The organism is Streptomyces sp. NPDC012637 (assembly GCF_042954805.1).
Taxonomy (GTDB): Bacteria; Actinomycetota; Actinomycetes; order Streptomycetales; family Streptomycetaceae; genus Streptomyces.
Genome location: NZ_JBIBDS010000009.1, coordinates 231,059 through 253,183, shown reverse-complemented (window position 1 = coordinate 253,183; position 22,125 = coordinate 231,059). Strand labels below are relative to the sequence as shown.

General features: G+C 73.3%; 21 protein-coding genes. 15 read left to right on the top strand and 6 right to left on the bottom strand.

Features of this window, described 5'->3' with window-relative positions; genetic code table 11:
* Positions 1 to 79: 79 nt before the first annotated feature.
* Positions 80 to 448, bottom strand: coding sequence for a DUF1844 domain-containing protein (locus ACFY8W_RS31940; RefSeq protein WP_391112827.1), 369 nt, complete (start codon positions 446 to 448; stop codon positions 80 to 82).
* Positions 449 to 751: 303 nt separating this feature from the next.
* On the opposite strand from ACFY8W_RS31940, the gene infC reads away from it, so the two are divergent.
* The 10 genes from infC (at position 752) to ACFY8W_RS31890 (ending at position 12,175) form a co-directional block, all read left to right on the top strand.
* On the top strand, positions 752 to 1,447 hold the full coding sequence (gene infC / locus ACFY8W_RS31935; protein WP_384414684.1) for a translation initiation factor IF-3: 696 nt from the start codon (positions 752 to 754) through the stop codon (positions 1,445 to 1,447).
* Positions 1,448 to 1,572: 125 nt separating this feature from the next.
* Positions 1,573 to 1,767, top strand: coding sequence for a 50S ribosomal protein L35 (gene rpmI, locus ACFY8W_RS31930; RefSeq protein ID WP_041128339.1), 195 nt, complete (start codon positions 1,573 to 1,575; stop codon positions 1,765 to 1,767).
* Positions 1,768 to 1,873: 106 nt separating this feature from the next.
* Positions 1,874 to 2,260: a 50S ribosomal protein L20 gene (gene rplT / locus ACFY8W_RS31925; RefSeq protein ID WP_019884941.1), complete on the top strand. Its 387-nt coding sequence runs from the start codon at positions 1,874 to 1,876 to the stop codon at positions 2,258 to 2,260.
* 166 nt (positions 2,261 to 2,426) lie between these two features.
* A complete protein-coding gene (locus ACFY8W_RS31920; RefSeq protein ID WP_391112823.1) occupies positions 2,427 to 3,266 on the top strand; it encodes a TrmH family RNA methyltransferase in 840 nt (279 codons plus the stop codon).
* A 255-nt stretch (positions 3,267 to 3,521) separates the two neighbouring features.
* Positions 3,522 to 4,781 (top strand): ATP-binding protein, encoded by a 1,260-nt coding sequence (locus ACFY8W_RS31915; RefSeq protein WP_391112820.1) that lies wholly within the window; start codon positions 3,522 to 3,524, stop codon positions 4,779 to 4,781.
* Positions 4,782 to 4,950: 169 nt separating this feature from the next.
* Positions 4,951 to 6,078, top strand: a complete 1,128-nt coding sequence (pheS, locus tag ACFY8W_RS31910) for a phenylalanine--tRNA ligase subunit alpha (RefSeq protein ID WP_391112816.1) — start codon at positions 4,951 to 4,953, stop codon at positions 6,076 to 6,078.
* Positions 6,078 to 8,609, top strand: coding sequence for a phenylalanine--tRNA ligase subunit beta (pheT, locus tag ACFY8W_RS31905; RefSeq protein ID WP_391112813.1), 2,532 nt, complete (start codon positions 6,078 to 6,080; stop codon positions 8,607 to 8,609). Before pheS ends, pheT begins: the two co-directional genes overlap by 1 nt.
* A 252-nt stretch (positions 8,610 to 8,861) precedes the next feature.
* Positions 8,862 to 9,929, top strand: a complete 1,068-nt coding sequence (locus ACFY8W_RS31900) for a SpoIIE family protein phosphatase (protein WP_391112810.1) — start codon at positions 8,862 to 8,864, stop codon at positions 9,927 to 9,929.
* A 295-nt stretch (positions 9,930 to 10,224) separates the two neighbouring features.
* Entirely contained in the window at positions 10,225 to 11,568 is a 1,344-nt protein-coding gene (locus tag ACFY8W_RS31895; RefSeq protein WP_391112807.1) for a transcriptional regulator, read from the top strand.
* Between the two features lie 76 nt (positions 11,569 to 11,644).
* Positions 11,645 to 12,175, top strand: a complete 531-nt coding sequence (locus ACFY8W_RS31890) for an NUDIX domain-containing protein (RefSeq protein ID WP_391112805.1) — start codon at positions 11,645 to 11,647, stop codon at positions 12,173 to 12,175.
* Positions 12,176 to 12,299: 124 nt separating this feature from the next.
* Here the strand turns inward: ACFY8W_RS31890 and ACFY8W_RS31885 are convergent, their stop codons facing one another.
* Positions 12,300 to 13,160: a 3-hydroxybutyryl-CoA dehydrogenase gene (locus ACFY8W_RS31885; RefSeq protein WP_391112802.1), complete on the bottom strand. Its 861-nt coding sequence runs from the start codon at positions 13,158 to 13,160 to the stop codon at positions 12,300 to 12,302.
* A 199-nt stretch (positions 13,161 to 13,359) separates the two neighbouring features.
* Here ACFY8W_RS31885 and ACFY8W_RS31880 point away from each other — a divergent pair, with 199 nt between their 5' ends.
* Positions 13,360 to 14,607 (top strand): family 10 glycosylhydrolase, encoded by a 1,248-nt coding sequence (locus ACFY8W_RS31880; protein ID WP_391112799.1) that lies wholly within the window; start codon positions 13,360 to 13,362, stop codon positions 14,605 to 14,607.
* Between the two features lie 48 nt (positions 14,608 to 14,655).
* On the opposite strand, the gene ACFY8W_RS31875 is transcribed toward ACFY8W_RS31880, so the two are convergent.
* Together ACFY8W_RS31875 and ACFY8W_RS31870 are read right to left on the bottom strand one after the other, a co-directional pair.
* The gene (locus tag ACFY8W_RS31875) at positions 14,656 to 14,859 is read right to left on the bottom strand and encodes a DUF1918 domain-containing protein (protein WP_391112796.1); all 204 of its coding nucleotides are present in this window, start codon (positions 14,857 to 14,859) and stop codon (positions 14,656 to 14,658) included.
* A gap of 79 nt (positions 14,860 to 14,938) precedes the next feature.
* Positions 14,939 to 15,895: an EamA family transporter gene (locus ACFY8W_RS31870; protein WP_391112793.1), complete on the bottom strand. Its 957-nt coding sequence runs from the start codon at positions 15,893 to 15,895 to the stop codon at positions 14,939 to 14,941.
* On the opposite strand from ACFY8W_RS31870, the gene ACFY8W_RS31865 reads away from it, so the two are divergent.
* The 4 genes from ACFY8W_RS31865 (at position 15,894) to ACFY8W_RS31850 (ending at position 19,784) form a co-directional block, all read left to right on the top strand.
* Complete coding sequence (locus ACFY8W_RS31865; RefSeq protein ID WP_391112790.1) at positions 15,894 to 17,330, top strand: aminotransferase class I/II-fold pyridoxal phosphate-dependent enzyme; 1,437 nt, start codon at positions 15,894 to 15,896, stop codon at positions 17,328 to 17,330. The genes ACFY8W_RS31870 and ACFY8W_RS31865 overlap by 2 nt on opposite strands.
* A 103-nt stretch (positions 17,331 to 17,433) precedes the next feature.
* Positions 17,434 to 17,886, top strand: coding sequence for a GNAT family N-acetyltransferase (locus tag ACFY8W_RS31860; protein WP_391112787.1), 453 nt, complete (start codon positions 17,434 to 17,436; stop codon positions 17,884 to 17,886).
* 69 nt (positions 17,887 to 17,955) lie between these two features.
* Positions 17,956 to 18,531: a histidine phosphatase family protein gene (locus ACFY8W_RS31855; protein ID WP_384416439.1), complete on the top strand. Its 576-nt coding sequence runs from the start codon at positions 17,956 to 17,958 to the stop codon at positions 18,529 to 18,531.
* A 29-nt stretch (positions 18,532 to 18,560) separates the two neighbouring features.
* Positions 18,561 to 19,784: a methyltransferase gene (locus ACFY8W_RS31850; protein WP_391113358.1), complete on the top strand. Its 1,224-nt coding sequence runs from the start codon at positions 18,561 to 18,563 to the stop codon at positions 19,782 to 19,784.
* Here ACFY8W_RS31850 and ACFY8W_RS31845 read toward each other — a convergent pair.
* Together ACFY8W_RS31845 and ACFY8W_RS31840 are read right to left on the bottom strand one after the other, a co-directional pair.
* On the bottom strand, positions 19,771 to 21,372 hold the full coding sequence (locus ACFY8W_RS31845) for an ATP-binding cassette domain-containing protein (protein WP_391112783.1): 1,602 nt from the start codon (positions 21,370 to 21,372) through the stop codon (positions 19,771 to 19,773). The two genes, ACFY8W_RS31850 and ACFY8W_RS31845, sit on opposite strands and share 14 nt — an antisense overlap.
* Before the next feature lie 163 nt (positions 21,373 to 21,535).
* Positions 21,536 to 21,928, bottom strand: a complete 393-nt coding sequence (locus ACFY8W_RS31840; protein WP_391112780.1) for a hypothetical protein — start codon at positions 21,926 to 21,928, stop codon at positions 21,536 to 21,538.
* Between the last annotated feature and the right edge of the window lie 197 nt (positions 21,929 to 22,125).

Below are 22,125 nucleotides of genomic sequence, written 5' to 3'. Positions count from 1 at the left end.
GGAGGGGCGGTCGGACCCAGGCCCTGGCGTCGAACTCCCGCCTGCCCCGCGGGCGACGACGGGAGTTCGGCGACGGGACCTAGCCGTAAACCGGGCCCGTGTACTTCTCGCCCGGGCCCTGGCCCGGCTCGTCCGGGACGAAGCTGGCCTCGCGGAAGGCCAGCTGGAGGGACTTCAGGCCGTCGCGCAGCGGGGCCGCGTGGAAGGAGGAGATCTCCGTGACACCGGCGTCGAGCAGACCGGCGAGGGCGTGGATCAGCTTGCGGGCCTCGTCGAGGTCCTTGTGGTCGTCGCCCTCCTCGGTGAGCCCGAGCTTCACGGCGGCGGCGCTCATCAGGTTGACGGCGACCGTCACGATCACCTCGACCGCCGGGACCTCCGCGATGTCGCGGGTCATGGCTGCGAAGTCGGGGGACTCGTGGGACTCGTTCTGGGGCGTCTCGCTCATGCCCACACGATAAGCCGACGTACGGTTCGCGCCGACCGGCGGGTCCTGCTAACCTTGTGTAACGACCGGCCGGACACCTACGTGCCCGGCCCACAAGTGGAGGCTCCGATCTCCCACCTGGCTGCCCTTGAGGGGCGGCGGGTCACCGGTCAGGTGGCATCCATCGTTCCGTACGGACGATGGAGCCGCCCGATGTGCGCCCCGCGATGGCTCGCGGCGGTGCTCCGGTTTCATGGAGCCCCGCCTGTGTCCCGTCCGGGGCATTTTTCGTGCACCCGCTCGGTTGGTCCTGACAGTTCTACCGTGACGTGTCCGTCCGCCGAGGCGGTCGCGTGGTGCTACCGAGGAGGATCCATCAGCGCCGAGCCCCGCATCAACGAGCGGATTCGCGTTCCCGAGGTGCGTCTTGTCGGCCCCAGCGGCGAGCAGGTGGGCATCGTCCCCCTTGCCAAGGCCCTGGAGCTCGCGCAGGAGTACGACCTCGATCTGGTTGAGGTCGCGGCGAACGCCCGTCCGCCCGTGTGCAAGCTCATGGACTACGGGAAGTTCAAGTACGAGTCGGCCATGAAGGCCCGTGAGGCGCGCAAGAACCAGGCGCACACGGTCATCAAGGAGATGAAGCTCCGGCCGAAGATCGACCCGCACGACTACGACACCAAGAAGGGTCACGTCGTCCGGTTCCTCAAGCAGGGTGACAAGGTCAAGATCACGATCATGTTCCGTGGTCGTGAGCAGTCCCGCCCGGAGCTCGGTTACCGACTGCTGCAGCGCCTCGCGGAGGACGTACAGGAGCTCGGCTTCATCGAGTCCAACCCGAAGCAGGACGGCCGGAACATGATCATGGTTCTCGGTCCCCACAAGAAGAAGACCGAGGCCATGGCCGAGGCGCGCGAGGCCCAGGCCGCGCGCAAGGCCGAACGCCAGGGCGGTTCCGCCGCCGCGGAGGCCCCGGCCGAGCAGGCTTCGGCCGACACGTCGGCCGAGAACGCCGAGGCGTGATCCCGCGGGGCTGCCCCACCGGCAGCCCCAGGGTTCCGCCCGGAACCACCAAACGAAGAATTGACGCTCCTGCTTGTCCGGTGTCCGCACCGGGGGAGCGCCACTGACGAGGAGATAACGGCGCTATGCCGAAGAACAAGACGCACTCCGGTGCCAAGAAGCGCTTCAAGGTCACCGGCTCCGGCAAGATCCTGCGGGAGCGCGCCGGCAAGCGCCACCTGCTCGAGCACAAGTCGTCCAAGCTGACGCGTCGCCTCACGGGCAACGCCGAGATGGCCCCGGGTGACTCCGCCAAGATCAAGAAGATGCTGGGCATCTGATCTGATCTCCCGTCCTCGTCCGACGAGGGCATCCGGCACAGACCGGGACCCATCCGTTTTCCGGGTCGTGTGAACACACCACGGCCCCGCTACAAGGAGTTAAGAAGTGGCACGCGTCAAGCGGGCAGTCAACGCCCACAAGAAGCGCCGGGCGATCCTCGAGCAGGCCTCCGGCTACCGCGGTCAGCGTTCGCGCCTCTACCGCAAGGCCAAGGAGCAGGTCACCCACTCGCTGGTCTACAACTACAACGACCGCAAGAAGCGCAAGGGCGACTTCCGTCAGCTGTGGATCCAGCGCATCAACGCCGCTGCCCGCCTGAACGGCATGACGTACAACCGCCTCATCCAGGGTCTGAAGGCCGCCAACATCGAGGTGGACCGCAAGATCCTCGCCGAGCTGGCCGTCAACGACGCCAACGCGTTCGCCGCGCTGGTCGAGGTCGCGCAGAAGGCCCTCCCGGCCGACGTCAACGCCCCGAAGGCCGCCGCCTGATCTTCCAGGTCGCAGTACTTCTGCCCGGACCCGCAGGCCTCGCGCCTGCGGGTCCGGCGCGTTGACCGCCGTAGGGGCCCGTCCGGCGGATCAGGGCCGGACAGGTCCTCACGCCCCACCGCTGCCGTCATCGAGCCGTCGTCGAGAGTCAGAGAGCCGCAGGCACATGTCCACCCCCGAGCTGATCTCCCCGCGTTCGCCGCGCGTCGTCGCCGCCCGGCGGCTCGCCAAGCGCAATTTCCGGGGCAAGGACCGCCTCTTCATCGCCGAGGGCCCGCAGGCCGTCCGCGAGGCCGTCGAGCACCGCGGCAGCACCGGACAGCCGACCCTCGTCGAGCTGTTCACCACCGTCGAGGCCGCCGAGCGCTACGCCACGATCGTCGACGCCGCCCGCGCCGCCGGGGCCCGGGTCCACCACGCCTCCGACGCCGTCCTCGCCGAGGTCTCCCAGACCGTCACCCCGCAGGGCCTCGTCGGCGTCTGCCGCTTCCTCGACTCGCCGTTCGAGGACATCCTCGCCGCCCGGCCCAAGCTGGTCGCCGTCCTCGCGCACGTCCGCGACCCCGGGAACGCCGGCACCGTGCTGCGCTGCGCCGACGCCGCGGGCGCCGACGCCGTGATCCTCACCGACGCCTCCGTGGACCTGTACAACCCCAAGTCCGTGCGCGCCTCCGTCGGCTCCCTCTTCCACCTCCCGGTCGCCGTCGGCGTGCCCGTGGAGCAGGCCGTCGAGGGCCTCAAGGGCGTCGGCGTGCGGATCCTCGCCGCCGACGGCGCGGGCGAGGACGACCTCGACGACGAGCTGGACGCCGGCACCATGGGCGGCCCGACCGCCTGGGTCTTCGGCAACGAGGCCTGGGGGCTGCCCGAGGAGACCCGGGCCCTCGCCGACGCCGTCGTCCGCGTCCCGATCCACGGCAAGGCCGAGAGCCTCAACCTCGCGACCGCCGCCGCCGTGTGCCTCTACGCCTCCGCGCGCGCCCAACGCCCCCGAACCACCTCCTGAGACCTCCACAGGGCCCGCCCGCCCAGGCCCTGTCGTCAGACTCCCGCCTGCCCCGCGACGCCATGCACGCGCTCTCGCCGCACCGGGCACAAGCCCGAGTACGTCCCGTACGAGGCCTTGCGCCCGGCACGCCGAGAGCACGCACCTGACGCCGCAGGGCCGCCCTCCGGGCGACGACGGGAGTTTGACGACAGGACCTAGTAGGGTGACGCTCTCGGGGCCCACTGCGGTACACGGAGGGGTGGGATTACGGGGATGACGGTCGGCACGGGCAGTCCCGCACAGGCACGGAGCGCCGCGCCGCACGCGCCGGAGGCGCCACCGGCGCCCGTACCGGAGCAGCCCGCGCCCCCGCCCGTACCGGAGCAGGCGGCCGCCCCCTCGTGCGAGAGCGACGGCTGCCCGGCCGGCGGATCCGACGCCGGCCCCGGCCCCGCCGCCGACATCGGCTTCGCCGACGGCCCCGGGATCGACCCCGACGACCTGCCCGACGGTCTCGTCGTCGCCGACGAGACCGGCCGGATCGTCTGCTTCAACGCCGCCGCCGGCCGCATCACCGCCGTCCCGGCCGCCAGCGCGCTCGGCCGCCCGCTCGACGAGGCGCTGCCGCTGGAGGACCTCAAGGGCAGCCGCTGGTGGGCGCTGACCGACCCCTACGGCGGTCTCGCCACCCGGCGCGGCCAGCCCGAGCGCAACCTGCTGCTGCCCGGCGGGCGCGAGGTGCTCGTCTCCGCCCGCTACGTCCGCGCCCGGCCGGGCGGGCCGGTGCGGCGGGTCGTGGTCTCGCTGCGCGGCACCGAGGCGCGCCGGCGCACCGAGCGCAGCCACGCCGAGCTCATCGCCACCGTCGCGCACGAGCTCCGCTCGCCGCTCACCTCCGTCAAGGGCTTCACCGCGACCCTCCTCGACAAGTGGGATCGGTTCACGGACGACCAGAAGCGGCTGATGCTGGAGACCGTCGACGCCGACGCGGGCCGCATCAAGCGGCTGATCGCCGAGCTCCTCGACATCTCCCGGATCGACTCCGGGCGCCTGGAGGTCCGCCGTCAGCCCGTGGACATCGCCGCCGCCGTCGGCCGGCACGTGCACGCCCACACCACCGGCGGCCAGTCGCCCGACCGCTTCTTCGTCCGGGTCAGGCCGGGCCTGCCCGAGCTGTGGGCGGACCCCGACAAGATCGACCAGATCCTCGGCAACCTGCTCGAAAATGCGGTGCGCCACGGCGAGGGAACCGTCACCATCGAGGTGGCACCCACCACGGCCACCAGCGACGGAGAGAAGGGGACGGAGGTCACCGTGAGCGACGAAGGCCCCGGCATCCCCGAGGAGTCGATGGGCCGCGTGTTCACCCGCTTCTGGCGGGGCAGCAAGCGCGGCGGCACCGGGCTCGGCCTCTACATCGTCAAGGGCGTCGTCGAGGCCCACGGCGGCACGATCACCGTCGGACGCGGTCCCCGTGGCGGGGCCGAGTTCCGATTTATCCTGCCCGTCGGCACCCCGGCACACCTCCTCTGACCCGTACGCGCGTCTCGCCTGACGAGACCGTACGAGGTCGGGAGCCGGTCGGACGGCCCACGGGCTCATTCGCGTCCCCGCGCCCCGTTAGACTCGTCCTTTGGCACGTTTGCGCCCTTGACGTCGAGCTCGGGGCCGCCCAGCCAAGCCAACGGAAGCACGGGAAGAGATGTCGGCACCCAATAAGTCGTACGACCCGGTCGAGGTCGAGGCCTTGAAACCGGAAGAGATCGAGCGCATGCGGGACGAGGCGGTCGCCGCCTTCGCCGCCGCAGGCGACCTCGACGCGCTCGCCCACGCGAAGACCGCGCACACCGGCGGCACCTCGCCGCTGGCGCTCGCCAACCGGGAGATCGGCGCCCTGCCCCCGCACGCCAAGGCCGCGGCCGGCAAGATCGTGGGCCAGGCCCGCGGTGCCGTGTCCAAGGCGCTGGCCGCCCGCCAGGCCGAGCTGGAGGCCGAGCGCGACGCCCGGGTCCTCGTCGAGGAGGCCGTCGACGTCACCCTGCCGTACGACCGGATCCCGGCCGGTGCCCGGCACCCGCTGACCACCCTCATGGAGCGCGTCGCCGACGTCTTCGTGTCGATGGGCTACGAGGTCGCCGAGGGCCCCGAGGTCGAGGCCGAGTGGTTCAACTTCGACGCCCTGAACTTCGTGCCGGACCACCCGGCGCGGCAGATGCAGGACACCTTCTTCGTCCAGGGCCCCGAGGGCACCACGGGCGACGAGTCCGGTGTCGTGCTGCGCACCCACACCTCGCCGGTGCAGGCCCGCACCCTCATCGACCGGGAGCCCCCGGTCTACGTGGTGTGCCCCGGCCGCGTCTACCGCACCGACGAGCTCGACGCCACCCACACCCCGGTCTTCCACCAGATCGAGCTGCTGGCCGTCGACGAGGGCCTCACGATGGCCGACCTCAAGGGCACCCTGGACCACATGGTCCAGGCGCTCTTCGGACCCGACATGAAGACCCGGCTCCGCCCGAACTTCTTCCCCTTCACCGAGCCGTCCGCCGAGATGGACATGCTCTGCTACGTCTGCCGCGGCGAGTCCGTCGGCAACCCGGACCGTCCCTGCCGCACCTGCGGCAGCGAGGGCTGGATCGAGCTCGGCGGCTGCGGCATGGTCAACCCGAAGGTGCTCGTCGCCTGCGGTGTGGACCCCGAGAAGTACAGCGGATTCGCCTTCGGGTTCGGCATCGAGCGGATGCTGATGTTCCGCCACAACGTCGAAGACATGCGAGACATGGTCGAGGGTGACGTCCGGTTCACCCGGCCCTTCGGGATGGAGATCTGATGCGGGTCCCGCTTTCCTGGCTGCGGGAGTACGTCGACCTGCCGGCGACCGCGACCGGCCGTGACGTGCAGGCCAAGCTCATTTCGGCAGGCCTCGAGGTCGAGACCGTCGAGCAGCTCGGCGCGGGCCTCACCGGCCCGCTGGTGGTCGGCAAGGTCCTCACCATCGAGGAGCTGACCGAGTTCAAGAAGCCGATCCGCTTCTGCACCGTCGACGTCGGTCAGGCCAACGGCACCGGTGAGCCGCAGGAGATCATCTGTGGTGCCCGGAACTTCGCCGAGGGCGACAAGGTCGTCGTGGCCCTGCCCGGCGCCGTGCTGCCCGGCGACTTCCGGATCGCCGAGCGCAAGACGTACGGCAGGGTCTCCCGCGGCATGATCTGCTCGGGCGACGAGCTCGGCATGGGCGACGACGGCTCGCACGGCATCATCGTGCTGCCGCCGGAGCACGAGGTCGGCACCGACGCCACCGCGCTGCTCGAGCTCTACGACGAGGTCCTCGACATCGCCGTCACGCCGGACCGCGGCTACTGCCTGTCGATGCGCGGCGTCGCCCGCGAGGCCGCCATCGCCTACGGCCTGCCGCTGCGCGACCCGGCGCTGCTCGACGTGCCCGCCCCCAACGCGTACGGCTACCCGGTCCAGGTCGCCGACCCGGTCGGCTGCGACCGCTTCGTCGCGCGCACGGTCGTCGGCCTCGACCCCGAGGCCCGCTCGCCGATCTGGATGCAGCGCCGCCTCCAGAAGGCCGGCATGCGTCCGATCTCGCTCGCCGTGGACGTCACGAACTACGTGATGATCGAGCTCGGCCAGCCGCTGCACGCCTACGACCGCAGCCGCGTCGACGGCCCCATCGGCGTCCGCCGCGCCGCCGAGGGCGAGAAGATCACCACGCTCGACGGTGCCAAGCGCGTCCTCGACTCCGGGGATCTGGTCATCACCGACAACCGCGGCCCCATCGGCATCGCGGGCGTCATGGGCGGTGCCGACACGGAGATCGCCGACCCGGTCGCCGACCCGGAGACCGGCGCCCTCGTCGGCACCACCGAGGTCGTCATCGAGGCCGCGCACTTCGACGCGATCTCGATCGCGCGCACGGCCCGCCGCCACAAGCTGTCCTCGGAGGCCTCCAAGCGCTTCGAGCGCGGGGTCGACCCGCAGGCCGCCGCGGCGGCCGCGCAGCGCACGGTCGACCTGCTCGTGCTCCTCGCGGGCGGCACCGCCGAGGCCGGCGTGACCGAGGTCATCGCCCCGTCCGCGCCGCACACGATCACGATGCCGGCGAACCACCCCGACAAGGTGGCCGGCGTGGCCTACGGCCGCGAGACCGTCGTCCGCCGTCTCCAGGAGATCGGCTGCGACGTCTACGGCCAGGACGAGCTCGTCGTCACGGTCCCGTCGTGGCGTCCCGACCTCTACGTGCCGAACGACCTGGCCGAAGAGGTGATCCGCCTGGAGGGCTACGAGAACCTGCCCTCCACGCTGCCCAAGCCCCCGGCCGGCCGCGGCCTCACCGAGCGCCAGCGCGTCCACCGCCGGGTGGGCCGCGCGCTCGCCGGCGCCGGCTACGTCGAGGCGCTGAACTATCCCTTCATCGGCGAGCAGGTCTTCGACCAGCTCGGCCTGGACGCGGACGACGCCCGCCGCCGGGTCGTGAAGCTGGTCAACCCGCTCTCCGACGAGGAGCCCGCGCTCCGTACGACGCTGCTGCCGGGCCTCCTGGGCGCGCTGCGCCGCAACGACGGGCGCGGCAGCCACGACCTGGCGCTCTTCGAGACCGGCCTGGTCTTCCGGCCCACCGAGGACCAGCCGGCCGTGGCCGTCCGCCTCGGTGTCGACGGGCGTCCGTCCGACGAGGAGATCGCCCGCGTCAACGCCGCGCTGCCCGAGCAGCCGCGCCGCGTCGCGGTCGTCCTGGCCGGCGCGCGCGAGCAGGCCGGCTGGTGGAGCAAGGGCCGCCCGGCCGACTGGGCCGACGCGATCCAGGCGGCGCGCACCGTGGCCGCCGAGGCGGGCGCGGAGCTGCTGATCGACGCCGACCAGCACGCCCCGTGGCACCCCGGTCGCTGCGCCGCGTTCCACGTGGTGATCGACGGCGTGAAGACCCTCGCGGGCCACGGCGGCGAACTCCACCCGCGCGTGGTCAAGGCCCTCGGCCTGCCGGCCCGCACCTGTGCGATGGAACTGGACCTGGACGTCCTGGAGCGCGCGAGCGCGGGCCCGCTGAAGGCCCCGCGCATCTCCGCCTTCCCGGTCGCCACCCAGGACGTCGCCCTGGTCGTCGACAAGGACGTCCCGTCCGCCATGGTCGAGTACTACCTGGCCGGCGGCGCGGGCGAACTGCTGGAGTCCATCCGCCTGTTCGACGTCTACACCGGCGACCAGACCGGCGAGGGCAAGAAGTCCCTGGCCTACGCCCTCCGCTTCCGCGCCCCCGACCGCACCCTGACGGTCGAGGAGGCCACCGCGGCGCGCGACGCCGCGGTCGCCATGGCGGCGGAGCACACGGGCGCGGTCCTGCGCGGCGCCTGACGGCGACGCCGTACGGCGCGTAGCGAGCGAGGGGCCCTGCCCCGGGCGACGGCCCGGGGCAGGGCCCCTTCGCGTGCGCCGGCCCTCCGCACTCCCGTGCGGGTTCCCGTACGGTTGCTCACTCCTTCGGGTGAGATCTCCGGCGGGTGTTCCGCCAGGTCCTCCGGCCCCGCGAGAATCGACCCGGCCACAGGGGCGGGCCTGTGTGCCGCAGGGTCTTCGGGCGCTGGCGGGCCTCGGGAAGGGCCGTGGATGTTCCGTGACAGGTCATTGGTTGCCGAAGGCTCCTGGCTTCGGCGGACGGCTCCGCTGCTGGTCCCGGTGGTGTGGGGGGTCGTGGCCGTCGCCTGGCGGCTGTGGTGTCCGCTGGCCCGGGAGCCCGGGCTGCCGATGCGGATCGCCACCAGTGCCGTCTTCCTGACGGTCGGGCTCGGGATCGTGCTCGGCGTGCGGTGCGGGCTCAAGCGGGAACTGGTGCGGGTGCGGGCCGTGGCCGAGGCGACGCAGCAGGTGCTGCTGCGGCCGCCGCCCGCGCGGCTCGACGGGCTCGCGGTCGCCGCGGGACAGTTGTCGGCGTCCCGGGGTGCCGTGGTCGGCGGCGACCTGTACGAGGCGGTGGCCACGCCGTACGGCGTGCGAATCGTGATCGGCGACGTGCGGGGGCACGGGCTCGCCGCGCTCGGGGCGGTGGTCGCCCTCCTCGGCAGCTTCCGCGAGGCCGCGCACGACGAGGCCGAACTCGCCGGTGTGCTCAGGAGGCTGGAGCGGGCCCTCGGACGGCACCTGTGCGAGCGGGCCCGTGAGGAGCACCCGGCCAGGGGCGGGCGAGCGCCCGAGCATCCCGCGGCCGAGGAGTTCGTGACGCTGCTGCTCCTGGAGATCCGTCCGGACGGTCTCGTCGAGGTTCTGGACTGCGGGCACCCGGGGCCGTACCGGATCGGCGGCCGCCGCGTCGAACCCGTGCCCGTAGGCGAGCCGCTGCCGCCGCTCGGTGCCTTCCCGCTGCCCGCCGAACTCGTGCCGTACCCCGCGACCCGGCTGCTGCCCGGTGAGACGCTGGTGCTCCACACCGACGGCGCCGAGGAGGCCCGGGACCACCGGGGCCGGTTCTTCCCGCTGCCCGCCGTCCTCGCCGGGGCGGCGCGCGAGGCCCCCGCCGTGCTCGTGCGGCGGGTCCACGCGGCGCTGCTGCGCCACACGGGCGGCCGGCTCGCCGACGACGTCGCGCTGCTCGTCGTCCGCAACGACCGGGTGCGGGTACCGGCGCAGCCCGCCGAACCCGGGCTGCGCCGTACCCGGCCCGCGCCCTCCCCGCACTAGCGTCCGAACCAGTGAGACAGGGATGGGCAGTTGGCCGGCGCCGTCCGTGCTGCCACGGAGTGTCGGGCAGATCAACAGCACGGACGGCGCATGCGACCGGGCGACCGCACTGTACGAGGGGGAGCCGGCGGCCCGGTCCTCGCCCTTCGGCGAGAGACCCAAGTCAACCCGTACCGGGGCGACTTCGACAGCGCGCACGGAAGGGAAGAACGAGCACTTCGTTCACACCCCGTGCGAAAGCGTCCTTTTCACTAGTCTGAGCGCACCGAATCACCGGAGCGGTCCCATGCAGCACATGCCTCAGCACAACACCCTCCTCGGCGCCCTGCTCGCCGAGGCGGGCATCTCGAACGCCGGCCTCGCCACGCGGGTGAACCAGGCCGGCCGGGCCCGCGGCCTCGCGCTGCGCTACGAACACACCGCGGTGGCCCGCTGGTTGAAGGGCCAGCGGCCCCGCGGCCAGGTGCCCGACCTGATCTGCGAAGTGCTGGCCGGCCGGCTGCGCCGCCCGGTCACCCTCGACGACATCGGACTCGGCGTGCCCGGCACGCTGCTTCCCGCCCCCGGCACACCGCTCTCCGGCTTCGTCGACCGGGCCACCGCCCTGTGGCGCTCCGACGAGCAGGGGCGCACCCACGTCCTCGGCGCACAGGCGGTCACCGGGACCCCGGCGGTGATGCCGGTGTGGGAGTGGGAGAACCCGCCGGAGGACGTCGACGTCTCCCACGAGGGCCGCACCCGGGTCTCGGCCGCCGACGTCTCGATGCTCACCGCCGCCCGCGCCCACTACGAGCAGATGTACCGCAAGGCCGGCGGCATGGCGACGCGCGCCCGGATCGTCGGCTTCCTCGGCACCGGGACCGCGCCGCTGCTGCGCGGCGCGTACGGGGACGCGCTCGGGCGGCGGCTGCACCGGGCGGCCGGCGGCCTGGTGGCCGTGGCCGGGATCTGCGCGTACGACTCCGACGCCCAGGGTCTCGCCCAGCGCTACTTCCACCAGGCGCTACGGCTCGCGAAGGCGAGCGGCGACCGTGGCCTCGGTGCCTACGTGGTCGCCCTGCTCGTCAACCAGTCGCTGTTCATGGGGGAGTACCGGCAGGCCGTGGCGTTCGCGGAGGCCGCGCTGCGCTCGGCGGGACGGGAGATCACGCCCGCGCTCGCCGCCGATCTGACGGCGATGCAGGCGAAGGCGTACGCGCATCTCGGCGACGGCGCCGCGGCTCTCGCCTGCATCCTGCGGGCGGAGGCGGAGGCCGAGCGGATCAGCCCGGGAAGCGAGCCGGCCGAGACGGGTTACGTCCAGCCGGGCCTGGTCAACGTGCAGGTCGCAGAGGCCCTGCTCAGTCTGGGTGAACTCGCGGCGGCCCACGAGCACGCGGCCGCGGCGGTGGGGACTCCGGCGCACGACCGGGGGCGGGTGCACCGGCTCGCCATGCTGTGCCAGATCGAGCTGCGGCAGGGGGAGCCGGACCGGGCGGCGCGGACGGCGGAGGAGATGACCGAGCAGGCGCGCGGGATGGAGTCCCGGCGGCTGCGGGACCGGCTCCGGCTGGTGCGGGAGCAGTTGCTCGCGAGCGGGGGCGTGGAGGCGCGCCGGGCGGCCGAAATCGTCGACAGTGCGCTGCGCGTGCCCCTGTGAGCGTTTCCTTGCGACCTGGCGCCTGCTGCGATATTGCCACCAAGTAATCACCGACCTGTCGGAAGGTGGCAAAAACGTGCAGTGGACGAAACTAAGTGAACAGCCGGTCTATGAGAACCGCTGGTTCCGGGTCAATCTCGCGGACGTCGAACTCCCCGACGGCCGCCGGCTCGACCACTATCTGATCCGGCTACGCCCGGTCGCCGCCGCGACCGCCGTCAACGACGCCGACGAGGTCCTGCTGCTGTGGCGCCATCGCTTCATCACCGACAGCTGGGGCTGGGAGCTGGCCGCCGGGGTCGTCGAGGACGGCGAGGAGATCGAGGCCGCCGCGGCCCGCGAGATGGAGGAGGAGACCGGCTGGCGCCCCGGGCCGCTGCGCCCGCTGCTCACCGTCGAGCCCTCCAACGGCCTCACCGACGCCCGCCACCACCTCTACTGGAGCGAGGACGCCACCTGGACCGGGCCGCCGCAGGACGCCTTCGAGTCCTCGCGCCTGGAATGGGTACCGCTCAAGCTCGTCCCCGACATGATCGCCCGCGGCGAGGTCCCGGCCGCGAACATGGCGGCCGGGCTGCTCATGCTGCACCACCTGCGGCTGGGGTGACGGCGGGGCACGGAGCGGAAAAGGCCGGACGGCCCGTACCTGTGCGGTGTACGGGCCGTCCGGTGGCGCCGGAGCGCCGGTCCTGAGGAACGGCGGAGAGCGCTCCTCAGGAGTCGGGGGAGGCTCAGGAGTACGGGTAGAAGCCCGAGCCCGTCTTCCGGCCGAGACGGCCGGCGTCCACCATGCGCTGGAGCAGCGGCGGAGCGGCGTACAGCGGCTCCTTGTACTCGGCGTACATCGAGTCCGCGATCGAGGCGATGGTGTCCAGGCCGATCAGGTCGGAGAGCTTCAGCGGCCCCATCGGGTGGGCGCAGCCGAACTCCATGCCGTTGTCGATGTCCTCGCGGCTCGCGATGCCCGACTCGAACATCCGGATGGCGGAGAGCAGGTACGGCACGAGCAGCGCGTTCACCACGAAGCCCGAGCGGTCCTGGGCGCGGATGGCGTGCTTGCCGAGGGTCTTCTCGGCGAACAGCTGGGCCCGGCTGATCGTGCCCTCGGAGGTGGTGAGGGCGGGGATCAGCTCGACCAGCTTCTGCACCGGCGCCGGGTTGAAGAAGTGGATGCCGATGACCTGGTCGGGGCGGGAGGTCGCCACCGCCAGCTTCACCAGCGGGATGGAGGAGGTGTTGGAGGCCAGGATGGCGTCCGGCCGGGTGACCACCTGGTCGAGGACCTGGAAGATCTCGGTCTTGACCTGCTCGTTCTCCACGACCGCCTCGATCACGAGGTCGCGGTCGGCGAACTCGCCCAGGTCGGTGGTGAAGCTGAGGCGCGCGAGCGTCGCGTCGCGCTCCTCCTCGCTGATCTTGCCGCGTTCGGCGGCCTTGGCGAGCGAGTTGTAGAGCCGCGTGCGGCCGATCTCCAGCGCCTCGCCGGTGGTCTCGGCGACCCTCACGTCAAGACCGCTGCGGGCGCACACCTCCGCGATGCCCGCGCCCATCTGGCCGCAGCCGACCACTCCGATGCGCTCAATGTCGGCCATGGAGTCCGTCACCTCGTGCCTTTCGCTCTCTGCTGGCGGCGGGGGCCCGTGTGATTCCGGTGCGTCCGCCTCGACCCCACGACGTTACTCCCGACACGACCGATGATCGATCGTTCTGGACGGGGCATGCTGTCCGATGGGCTGTGACGTATCCGATAGCGAGGGGTGACAAATGCCGCCGATCGGTAGAAGAGGGTTCATGGCCGGAGCCGGGGCCGCGCTCTCGGGCCTCGGTCTCGGTCTCGCGGGGAGGCCCGCCGGGGCCGCGGAGCCCGTGGAGGACGCGGAGGCCCTGGAGGACGCGGAAGCCGTGGAGGCCGCTGAACCCGCGGAAGCCGCCGGGACCGCCGGGGCCGCGTTCCGCGGCATGTGGATCGCCACCGTCGCCAACCGCGACTTCCCCTCCCGGCCCGGACTGACCGCCGCCGCGCAGCGCGCCGAGCTCCTCCGCCTGCTCGACCTCGCCGTACGGCGCAGGATGACCGCCGTCCTGTTCCAGGTCCGCCCCTCGGCCGACGCCCTGTGGCCCTCGCGGTACGAGCCCTGGGCCCAGTGCCTCACCGGGGTCCAGGGTGCCGACCCGGGCTGGGACCCGCTGGGGACGGCCGTGACCGAGGCGCACGCGCGCGGCCTCGAGCTGCACGCCTGGTGCAACCCGTACCGCGTCGCGAGCCACGCCGACCCGGCGCGACTGGCCGAGAAGCATCCGGTGCGGCTCCACCCGGAGTGGGCACTCACCTACGACGGGCGGCTGCTGTACAACCCGGGCCTGCCCGAGGTCCGGCGGCACGTCCAGGACGCCATGCTCGACGCCGTACGCCGCTACGACATCGACGCCCTGCACTGGGACGACTACTTCTACCCGTATCCGGTCGCGGGGCAGGTCCTGGACGACGACGAGGCCTTCGCGCGGCACGGGGCGGGGTTCGCCGACCGGGCCGCCTGGCGGCGGAACAACACCGACCTGCTCGTCTCCGAGATGGCCGAGCGGATCAAGGAGGTCAAGCCCGGCGTCGCCTTCGGCATCAGCCCCTTCGGCGTCTGGCGCAACGCCGGCACCGACCCCGCGGGCTCCGACACCACGAGCCTGCAGACCTACGACGACCTGTACGCCGACACCCGGCGGTGGATCACCGAGCGCTGGATCGACTACGTGATCCCGCAGCTCTACTGGAACATCGGCTTCCCGGCCACCGACTACGCCAAGCTCGTGCCGTGGTGGGAGCGGACCGTGCAGGGCACCGGCGTACGGCTCTACATCGGCGAGGCGCTGTACAAGGTGGGCGACCCCGCCCAGCCGGCGGCGTGGCAGGACCCGGGGGAGCTGGCGCGCCACGTGGAACTCGCGCGCGGCTATCCGGGCGTCGGCGGGCACTGCTACTTCGCGGCCCGCGAGGTCGCCAAGGACCCGTTGGGCGCGCTCACCGCCGTCCTCGCCGACGTCTGACGCCCCGTCGCTTCCCGGAAGTGTCCTGTGGAGCTGCGGCCCGGGGGCTCACTGGCCCCCGGTCTCCAGGTGGTGGCGTACGACGGTGTCGGGGCCCGGCGACATCAGGGCCTCGTGGCCGTCGTCATCGAACTTGACGCGGTACGGGGGAGCACCGTTCTCGCCCTTCACCTCAAGGACCTCGGCCGTACGGTCGTGCTGACCGACGGTCCGGCCGTGCACCAGCAGTTTGTCGCCCACGCTCGCACGCATCGGGGTGACCTCCTCGCGGCCGGTTTCGTCCCCGGCTCGTCCTGTTGACGAGCCTACGTCTGCCATTGTGACCTGGGTCTCAGCTCTTCGCCCGCTGGGTCACGGCGATGCAGACCAGCACCGCCACGGCAGCCACCGGCGCCGCCGGGGTCAGGTCCTCGCCGAGCACGGTGACCGACCAGAAGAGCGTGAGCAGCGGCTGGGCGAGCTGGAGCTGGCTGGCGCGTGGGATGCCGATCGCGGCCATGCCGCGGTACCAGACGTACAGACCGAAGAAGGTGGATCCGGCGGCCACCCAGACCAGGCCCGCGATGCCGTGCGCGGTGACGTGCACCGGCTCGTACGACAGGGACACGGCCGCGCCCACCGTCATCAGCGGGAGGCACAGCACCAGCGCCCAGCCGACCACCTGCCAGCCCGGCATCACCCGGGCGAGCCGTCCGCCCTCCGTGTAGCCGGCGGCGCACACCAGCAGGGCCCCGAACAGGTACAGGTCGCCGGTCGACAGCGCGCCCCCGCTCTGCCGGAGCGTGAAGGCGAGCACGACGACCGCTCCGGACACGGCCGCGATCCAGAACGTACGGGACGGGCGGCGACCGGTACGGACCGCGGCGAAGGTCGCCGTCGTCAGCGGCAGCAGGCCCACGACCACGGCGGCGTGCGAGGTGGTGGAGGTCTGCAGCGCGAGCGTGGTCAGCAGCGGGAAGCCGACCACCACGCCGCCCGCGACGACCGCGAGCCCCGCCCAGTGGCGCCGCTGCGGCAGCGGCACCCGGCCTCCGAGCAGGAAGGCGCCCGCGATGAGGGCGGCGAGCACCGAGCGGACGGCGACGAGCGACCAGGGGCCGAAGCTCTCCAGGCCCCAGACGGTCGAGGGGAAGGTCAGCGAGAAGGAGACCACTCCGAGAGCGGCGAGCAGGGTGCCGCGCTGCGCGGCCGGAGCGGGAGCGCTCCGCACGTCCGTCGCGGCGGCCGGACTTCCGGCAGTGGCGACCGCTATCGTGTTCGGAGTAGTAGCGCTATTCTGTGCTGTCATGCACGAGCCTAGCAGTGTCGCTGAACTGGCGAACAGTCTGAGAGCAGAGCTTGACCGCTACTCACCTGGAGAGAAGCTGCCGTCGAGCCGGGTGCTCGTCGAGCGTCATCGCGTCTCCCCGGTCACGGTCACCCGCGCGCTCGCCCAGCTCGCCGCGGAAGGGCTCGTCGTCACCCGCCCCGGCGCCGGCGCCTACCGCGCCGAACCGCGCACCGCCGCTCCCGCCGTCGGTGACACCTCCTGGCAGGAGCTCGCCCTCAGCGCCGACACCGCCACCGAACTCGTCCCGCGCGCCGTCGACGCCTCGGGCGTCCTCGTCACGCTCTCCGCGCCGCCGCCCGGAGTCGTCGAGTTCAACGGCGGCTACCTCCACCCGTCCCTCCAGCCCGAGCGCGCCCTGGCCGCCGCCCTCGCCCGGGCCGGCCGCAGGCCGGGTGCATGGGGCCGCCCGCCCACCGACGGACTGCCCGAACTGCGCGAGTGGTTCGCCCGTGAGATAGGCGGCAGCGTCACCGCCGCCGAGGTCCTCATCACCGCCGGCGGCCAGTCCGCCATCACCACCGCCCTGCGCGCCCTCGCCCCGCCCGGCACCCCCGTCCTGGTCGAATCGCCCACCTATCCCGGCATGCTCGCCGTCGCCCGCGCCGCCGGGCTGCGGCCGGTGCCGGTGCCCACCGACGCCGACGGCGTCCGGCCCGAGCTGCTCGAAGCGGCCTTCCGCGCCACCGGTGCCCGGGTGTTCGTGTGCCAGCCGCTCTTCCAGAACCCCACCGGAGCCGCGCTCGCCGCCGAGCGCCGGGCCGCCGTCGTCCGCATCGCCCGCGCCGCCGGCGCCTTCGTCGTCGAGGACGACTTCGCCCGCCGCCTCGTCCACGCCGACGCCGGCCCGCTGCCCGGAACGCTCGCCGCCGACGACCCGGACGGCGTCGTCGTCCACGTCTGCTCCCTCACCAAGATCACCTCGGCGAGCCTCCGGGTCGGCGCGCTCGCCGCCCGCGGACCCGTCCTCGAACGCCTCCGCGCCATCCAGGTCGTCGACAGCTTCTTCGTCCCCCGGCCCCTCCAGGAGACCGCCCTCGAACTCGTCGGCTCGCCCGCCTGGAACCGTCACCTGCGCGCCGTCTCCCAGGAGCTGAAGAGCCGGCGCGACACGATGACCGGTGCCCTCGCGCACCACCTGCCCGAGTTCGCCCTGCCGCACATCCCCTCCGGCGGCTACCACCTGTGGCTCCGGCTCCCGGACACCCTCCCGGAAGCCGGGCTGCTCCCGGCCGCGCTGCGCGCCGGAGTCGCCGCCGCTCCCGGCCGGCCCTACTTCTGCGCCGAACCGCCCGCCGGCCACATCCGGCTGAGTTTCGCGGGTGTCGCGGGCGGTACGGAGATCCTGGAGGGCGTGCGGCGGCTGCGCGCGGCCGTCGACGAGCTCACCGGGTGACGCGCCGGGCGCGCCGCAGGCCCTCCGGGACCGGCCGCGCGCCCCGCCCTCGCCCCCGGCAAATTCGCCTGACACGGGACGGCGCTCCTGGCAGCCTGCCGCCATGACCGACACCGCCGCCTCGGACGCCGCCGTCATGCACGGGGCGTACGAGATCTCAGCCGACCCGGCCCGAGTCGACGCCGCCCGCGTCCACCTCTGGCTCTCCACCGACGCGTACTGGGCCATGGGCCGACCTCGGGAGAAGCAGGACGCGGCCATCGCCGGCTCCCTCAACTTCGGCGCCTATGACCGCGAGAGCGGCGACATGGCCGCGTACGCCCGGGTCGTCACCGACTACGCCACCTTCGCCTGGCTCTGCGACGTCTACGTCGACCGGCCCGCCCGCGGCACCGGCCTCGGCACCGCCCTCGTCGTCGCGGTCCGGGACCACCTCGAGCCGTACGGGCTGCGCCGCATCATGCTCGCCACCGCCGACGCGCACGGCGTCTACGAGAAGGTCGGTTTCACGCCACTGCAGAATCCGGACAAGTGGATGGCACTCGGACAGCAGTGAGCAAGACCCTCGCGCAACCCTGCCATTGACCCCTTGACCTGCGGGGCCACCGGCCTCACGATCGCGGCCATGGGTCTTCGGGTCACGCTCGTCGCGGCGGCGCGCAGCTCCTCCCTGCTCGCCGAACGCTTCGACGACGACCGGCCGCTCGACGAGGCCGGCTGGTACGAGGTGCAGCTCGCCGCGCCGCGGCTGATTCCGCTCGGTGCCGCCGAGCTGCGCTACTGCTCCCCGACGCCCCGCAGCCGCGCCACCGGCACCGCCCTCGGCTACGCGCCGCTCGCCCAGCCGGCCCTCCGCGACTGCGACATGGGCCGCTGGCGCGGCCTCACGCTGGCCGAGGTGGCCGCCCTCGAACCCGCGGCGGTGGACGCCTGGCTCACCGATCCACGCACCGCGCCCCACGGCGGAGAAACGCTTCTGTCGTTCATCACGCGGGTCGGCGGCTGGCTCGACACCCGGCCCGCGGACGACGGCGCCATCGTCGCCGTCGCCGAGCCGGCCGTCGTCCGCGCCGCCCTCGTCTACGCGCTGAAGGCCCCGCCCGCCACGTACTGGAACGTCGACGTGCGCCCGCTGTCCACGGTCACCCTCACCGGCCGCCCCGGACTGTGGCACCTTCAGCTGGCGGCGGCCGTCTCCTGACCGGCTAGCCTGGTGGCACGATGAACCGTCTGACCACGTCATGGGGCACTTTCCCGCTCACCCGCTTCCCCGCCGACCCGCGCGACCCGCTGCGCGCCTGGGACGCGGCGGACGAGTACCTGCTGAACCACCTCGCCGAGTCCGGCACCGGCCTGTCCGGGACCGTCGCCGTGGTCGGCGACCGGTGGGGTGCGCTCGTCACCGCGCTCGCCGCGGCCAGGGCCGACGCCGGCTCCGGGACGGGCGCGGGACGGCTGACGCAGATCTCCGACTCGTACCTGGGCCGGAGCGCCACGGCGGAGAACCTGGCCCGCTCGGGCGCCGCCCCTGACGCGGTCACGCTGCTCACCACCCAGGACCCGCCGCCCGCCCGGGTCGACGTGCTGCTCGTACGGGTGCCCAAGAGCCTCGCGCTGCTGGAGGACCAGCTGCACCGGCTCGCTCCCGCCGTGCACGAGGACACCGTGATCGTCGGTACCGGCATGGTGAAGGAGATCCACACCTCGACGCTGGAGCTGTTCGAGCGGATCCTCGGACCCACGCGGACGTCGCTGGCCGTGAAGAAGGCCCGGCTCATCCACACGACGCCGGCGGCCACGGGCGGACAGGGGGAGCCCGCGGCGAACCCCTGGCCGCTGCGGTACGCGCTGCCGGGCGACGCGCCGGCCGGGCTCGCCGGCCGCACGGTCGTCAACCAGGCGGGTGTGTTCTGCGCCGACCGGCTGGACATCGGCACGCGGTTCTTCCTGAAGCACCTGCCGACCGGCATCGGAGCGGCGCGCGTGGCCGACCTCGGCTGCGGCAACGGCGTCGTCGGGCTCGCCGTCGCCCTCGCCGAGCCCGAGGCCGAGCTGCTGTTCACGGACGAGTCCTACCAGGCCGTCGCCTCGGCCGAGGAGAACTTCCGCACCCACGCGGGGGAGGGACGGAAGGCCGAGTTCACGGTGGGCGACGGGCTCGCGGACGCGGCCCCCGGTTCGGTCGACCTCGTGCTGAACAACCCGCCGTTCCACAGCCACCAGGCCACCACCGACCACACCGCGCGGCGCATGTTCGCCGACGCCCGCCGGGCCCTGCGGCCCGGCGGGGAGCTGTGGGTGGTCGGCAACCGGCACCTCGGCTACCACGTCACCCTGCGGCGGATCTTCGGCAACAGCGAACTCGTCGCGAGCGACCCGAAGTTCGTGGTCCTCAGAGCCGTGAAGCGGGCCGGCGGGCCGGACCGCGCCCGCCAGGACGTCACGCGAGGCTGACCAGCTCCCGGTAGCCCTCGTTCCACAGGTCCTCCTCCGCGTCCGGGAGCAGCAGCACCCGCTCCGGGCGCAGCGCGTCGATCGCGCCCTCGTCGTGCGTGACCATGACGATCGCGCCCGGGTACGTGCCGACGGCGGCCAGGACCTCGTCGCGCGAGGCCGGGTCCAGGTTGTTCGTCGGCTCGTCGAGGAGCAGCACGTTCGCGCCGGAGTGGACCAGGCCCGCGAGCGCGAGCCGGGTCTTCTCGCCGCCCGAGAGGACCCCGGCCGGCTTGTCGGCGTCGTCGCCCCGGAACAGGAAGGCGCCGAGGACGCGGCGGACCTCGCCGTCCGTCAGGTGCGGGGCGGCCAGGGCCAGGTTCTCCCGGACCGTGCGGTCCGGGTCCAGCGTCTCGTGCTCCTGGGCGAAGTAGCCGGCGCGCAGGCCGTGGCCGTGCACGACGCGGCCGGAGTCCGGGGCCTCCCGGCCCGCGAGAAGTCGCAGCAGGGTCGTCTTGCCCGCGCCGTTGAGGCCGAGGACCACGAGCCGCGAGCCCCGGTCCACCGCCAGGTCGACGCCGTCGAGGACCGGGCGCCCGCCTCCGTAGCCCTTGGTCAGGGAGACGGCGCCGAGCGGCGTACGGCCGCAGGGCGCGGGCTCCGGCAGCCGGATCCGCGCCACGTGCTCGGCGCGCCGCACGTCCTCCAGGCCCTCCAGGAGCCGGTCGGCACGGCGGGCCATGCTGCGGGCGGTGACCGAGGTCGAGGCGCGGGCCTTCATCTTGTCCGCCTGCGCGTGCAGCGCCGCCGCCTTGCGTTCGGCGCTGGCGCGCTCGCGGGTGCGGCGCCGTTCGTCGGCCTCCCGCTGGGTGAGGTAGGCGGCCCAGCCGGTGTTGTGGACGTCGATCGTCGCCCGCTGCGGGTCGAGGTGGAAGACCCGGTTGACGGTGGCCCCGATCAGGTCGAGGTCGTGGCTGATGACGACCAGGCCGCCCTGGTGGGCGGCGAGGTGGCCGCGCAGCCAGCCGACCGAGTCGGCGTCGAGGTGGTTGGTCGGCTCGTCCAGCAGGAGCGTGCCCTCGCGGCCGTGCCCGGCGAAGAGGATCCGGGCCAGCTCGACGCGGCGCTTCTGCCCGCCGGAGAGTGTGCCGACCGGCCGCGCCAGGGCCTCGGCGGGCAGCCCGAGCCCCGCGGCGACCCGCGCCGCCTCGGCCTCGGCCGCGTAACCGCCGCAGGCCTCGAAGGCGGCCTCGGCGCGCGCGTACGCGTCCATCGCGCGGTCGTCGGCGTGCTCCGCGAGCCGCTCGGCGGCCTCGCGCAGGCGCCGCACGGCGACGTCCATGCCGCGCGCGGACAGGATCCGGTCGGTGACGGTCACGTCGGGATCGGCGGCGCGGGAGTCCTGCGCCAGGTGCGCCACGGGCCCGGTGCGCAGCACGCTGCCGGCGGCCGGCGCGCGCAGCCCGGCCAGGGTGTGGAGGAGGGTCGTCTTGCCGGCGCCGTTGCGGCCGACGAGCCCGACGCGGTCGCCGGGCGCGATGTGGAAGGAGACTCCGGACAGGAGGAGGCGGGCGCCGACGCGCACGTCGGCACCGCGAACGGTGATCATGGGATTACGCTCCGAACAAGCTCAAGGACACACGGGTGGCGTGGAAGCGGGTCCTTGGCTAGGAAATTCGGGGCGTGGACATGTGCTCCAGGCTAGGGGAGGGCGCCGGCCGGACGCATCCGGATTTCCCGCAGGAGGGGTCCGGCCGCTCCCCGCGGGCCCCTCACTGCTCGGGAAACCGCAGGCCGAGGGCCCGTACACGGTCCTCGCCCGTGGTGATGGCGAGCTCCGCGATCCGTCCCTCGCGCAGGGTGAACACGACCGCCGTGACCGGTCGTCCGTCGTCGAAGGCGACCGCCCCGAGCGCTCCGCCGACCAGGGCCGGACGGGCCGCGCGTCCCGCGTGCCGGGACAGCGCGGACGCGGCTCCGTCGGCGACGGCGGGCGCGCCGACGGCCGTTCCGTGTTCCGAGCGGGCGACCACCTCGGGATGGAGCACGGCGGCGAGCACGCGCGGGTCCCGGTGGTGCACCGCGCTCAGGAACACGTCCACGACGGCCCGGTCCCGCGCCGGATCCCCGGCGGGCCGCGCGGGCAGAAAGGTCTCCTCGTCCATGGGTGTCACTCCTGTGCATGCCGGGTGCGGGTGCGGGTGCGGTCGGTGCGGGCGGTGCACAGAATTGACGTCGTGGGGCGCGCGGTTGTGACACGGTGGCGGGCCCTTGGCCGGGTAGCGGGTCGCGGCGGCATGGTCCGGACCCGGCGACCGGGGCGGCGGCCTGACCCCGAGTGGCACGCGTTCGACCGAGTGTC

Bases quoted from the DNA above. Each gene is read 5' to 3' on its own strand.
- ACFY8W_RS31940 (WP_391112827.1), bottom strand. From the start codon at position 448: ATGAGCGAGACGCCCCAGAACGAGTCCCACGAGTCCCCCGACTTCGCA.
- rpmI (WP_041128339.1), top strand. From the start codon at position 1,573: ATGCCGAAGAACAAGACGCACTCCGGTGCCAAGAAGCGCTTCAAGGTC.
- ACFY8W_RS31920 (WP_391112823.1), top strand. From the start codon at position 2,427: ATGTCCACCCCCGAGCTGATCTCCCCGCGTTCGCCGCGCGTCGTCGCC.
- ACFY8W_RS31915 (WP_391112820.1), top strand. From the start codon at position 3,522: ATGACGGTCGGCACGGGCAGTCCCGCACAGGCACGGAGCGCCGCGCCG.
- pheS (WP_391112816.1), top strand. From the start codon at position 4,951: ATGTCGGCACCCAATAAGTCGTACGACCCGGTCGAGGTCGAGGCCTTG.
- pheT (WP_391112813.1), top strand. From the start codon at position 6,078: ATGCGGGTCCCGCTTTCCTGGCTGCGGGAGTACGTCGACCTGCCGGCG.
- ACFY8W_RS31900 (WP_391112810.1), top strand. From the start codon at position 8,862: ATGTTCCGTGACAGGTCATTGGTTGCCGAAGGCTCCTGGCTTCGGCGG.
- ACFY8W_RS31895 (WP_391112807.1), top strand. From the start codon at position 10,225: ATGCCTCAGCACAACACCCTCCTCGGCGCCCTGCTCGCCGAGGCGGGC.
- ACFY8W_RS31885 (WP_391112802.1), bottom strand. From the start codon at position 13,160: ATGGCCGACATTGAGCGCATCGGAGTGGTCGGCTGCGGCCAGATGGGC.
- ACFY8W_RS31880 (WP_391112799.1), top strand. From the start codon at position 13,360: ATGGCCGGAGCCGGGGCCGCGCTCTCGGGCCTCGGTCTCGGTCTCGCG.
- ACFY8W_RS31875 (WP_391112796.1), bottom strand. From the start codon at position 14,859: ATGCGTGCGAGCGTGGGCGACAAACTGCTGGTGCACGGCCGGACCGTC.
- ACFY8W_RS31865 (WP_391112790.1), top strand. From the start codon at position 15,894: ATGCACGAGCCTAGCAGTGTCGCTGAACTGGCGAACAGTCTGAGAGCA.
- ACFY8W_RS31870 (WP_391112793.1), bottom strand. From the start codon at position 15,895: ATGACAGCACAGAATAGCGCTACTACTCCGAACACGATAGCGGTCGCC.
- ACFY8W_RS31860 (WP_391112787.1), top strand. From the start codon at position 17,434: ATGACCGACACCGCCGCCTCGGACGCCGCCGTCATGCACGGGGCGTAC.
- ACFY8W_RS31855 (WP_384416439.1), top strand. From the start codon at position 17,956: ATGGGTCTTCGGGTCACGCTCGTCGCGGCGGCGCGCAGCTCCTCCCTG.
- ACFY8W_RS31845 (WP_391112783.1), bottom strand. From the start codon at position 21,372: ATGATCACCGTTCGCGGTGCCGACGTGCGCGTCGGCGCCCGCCTCCTC.
- ACFY8W_RS31840 (WP_391112780.1), bottom strand. From the start codon at position 21,928: ATGGACGAGGAGACCTTTCTGCCCGCGCGGCCCGCCGGGGATCCGGCG.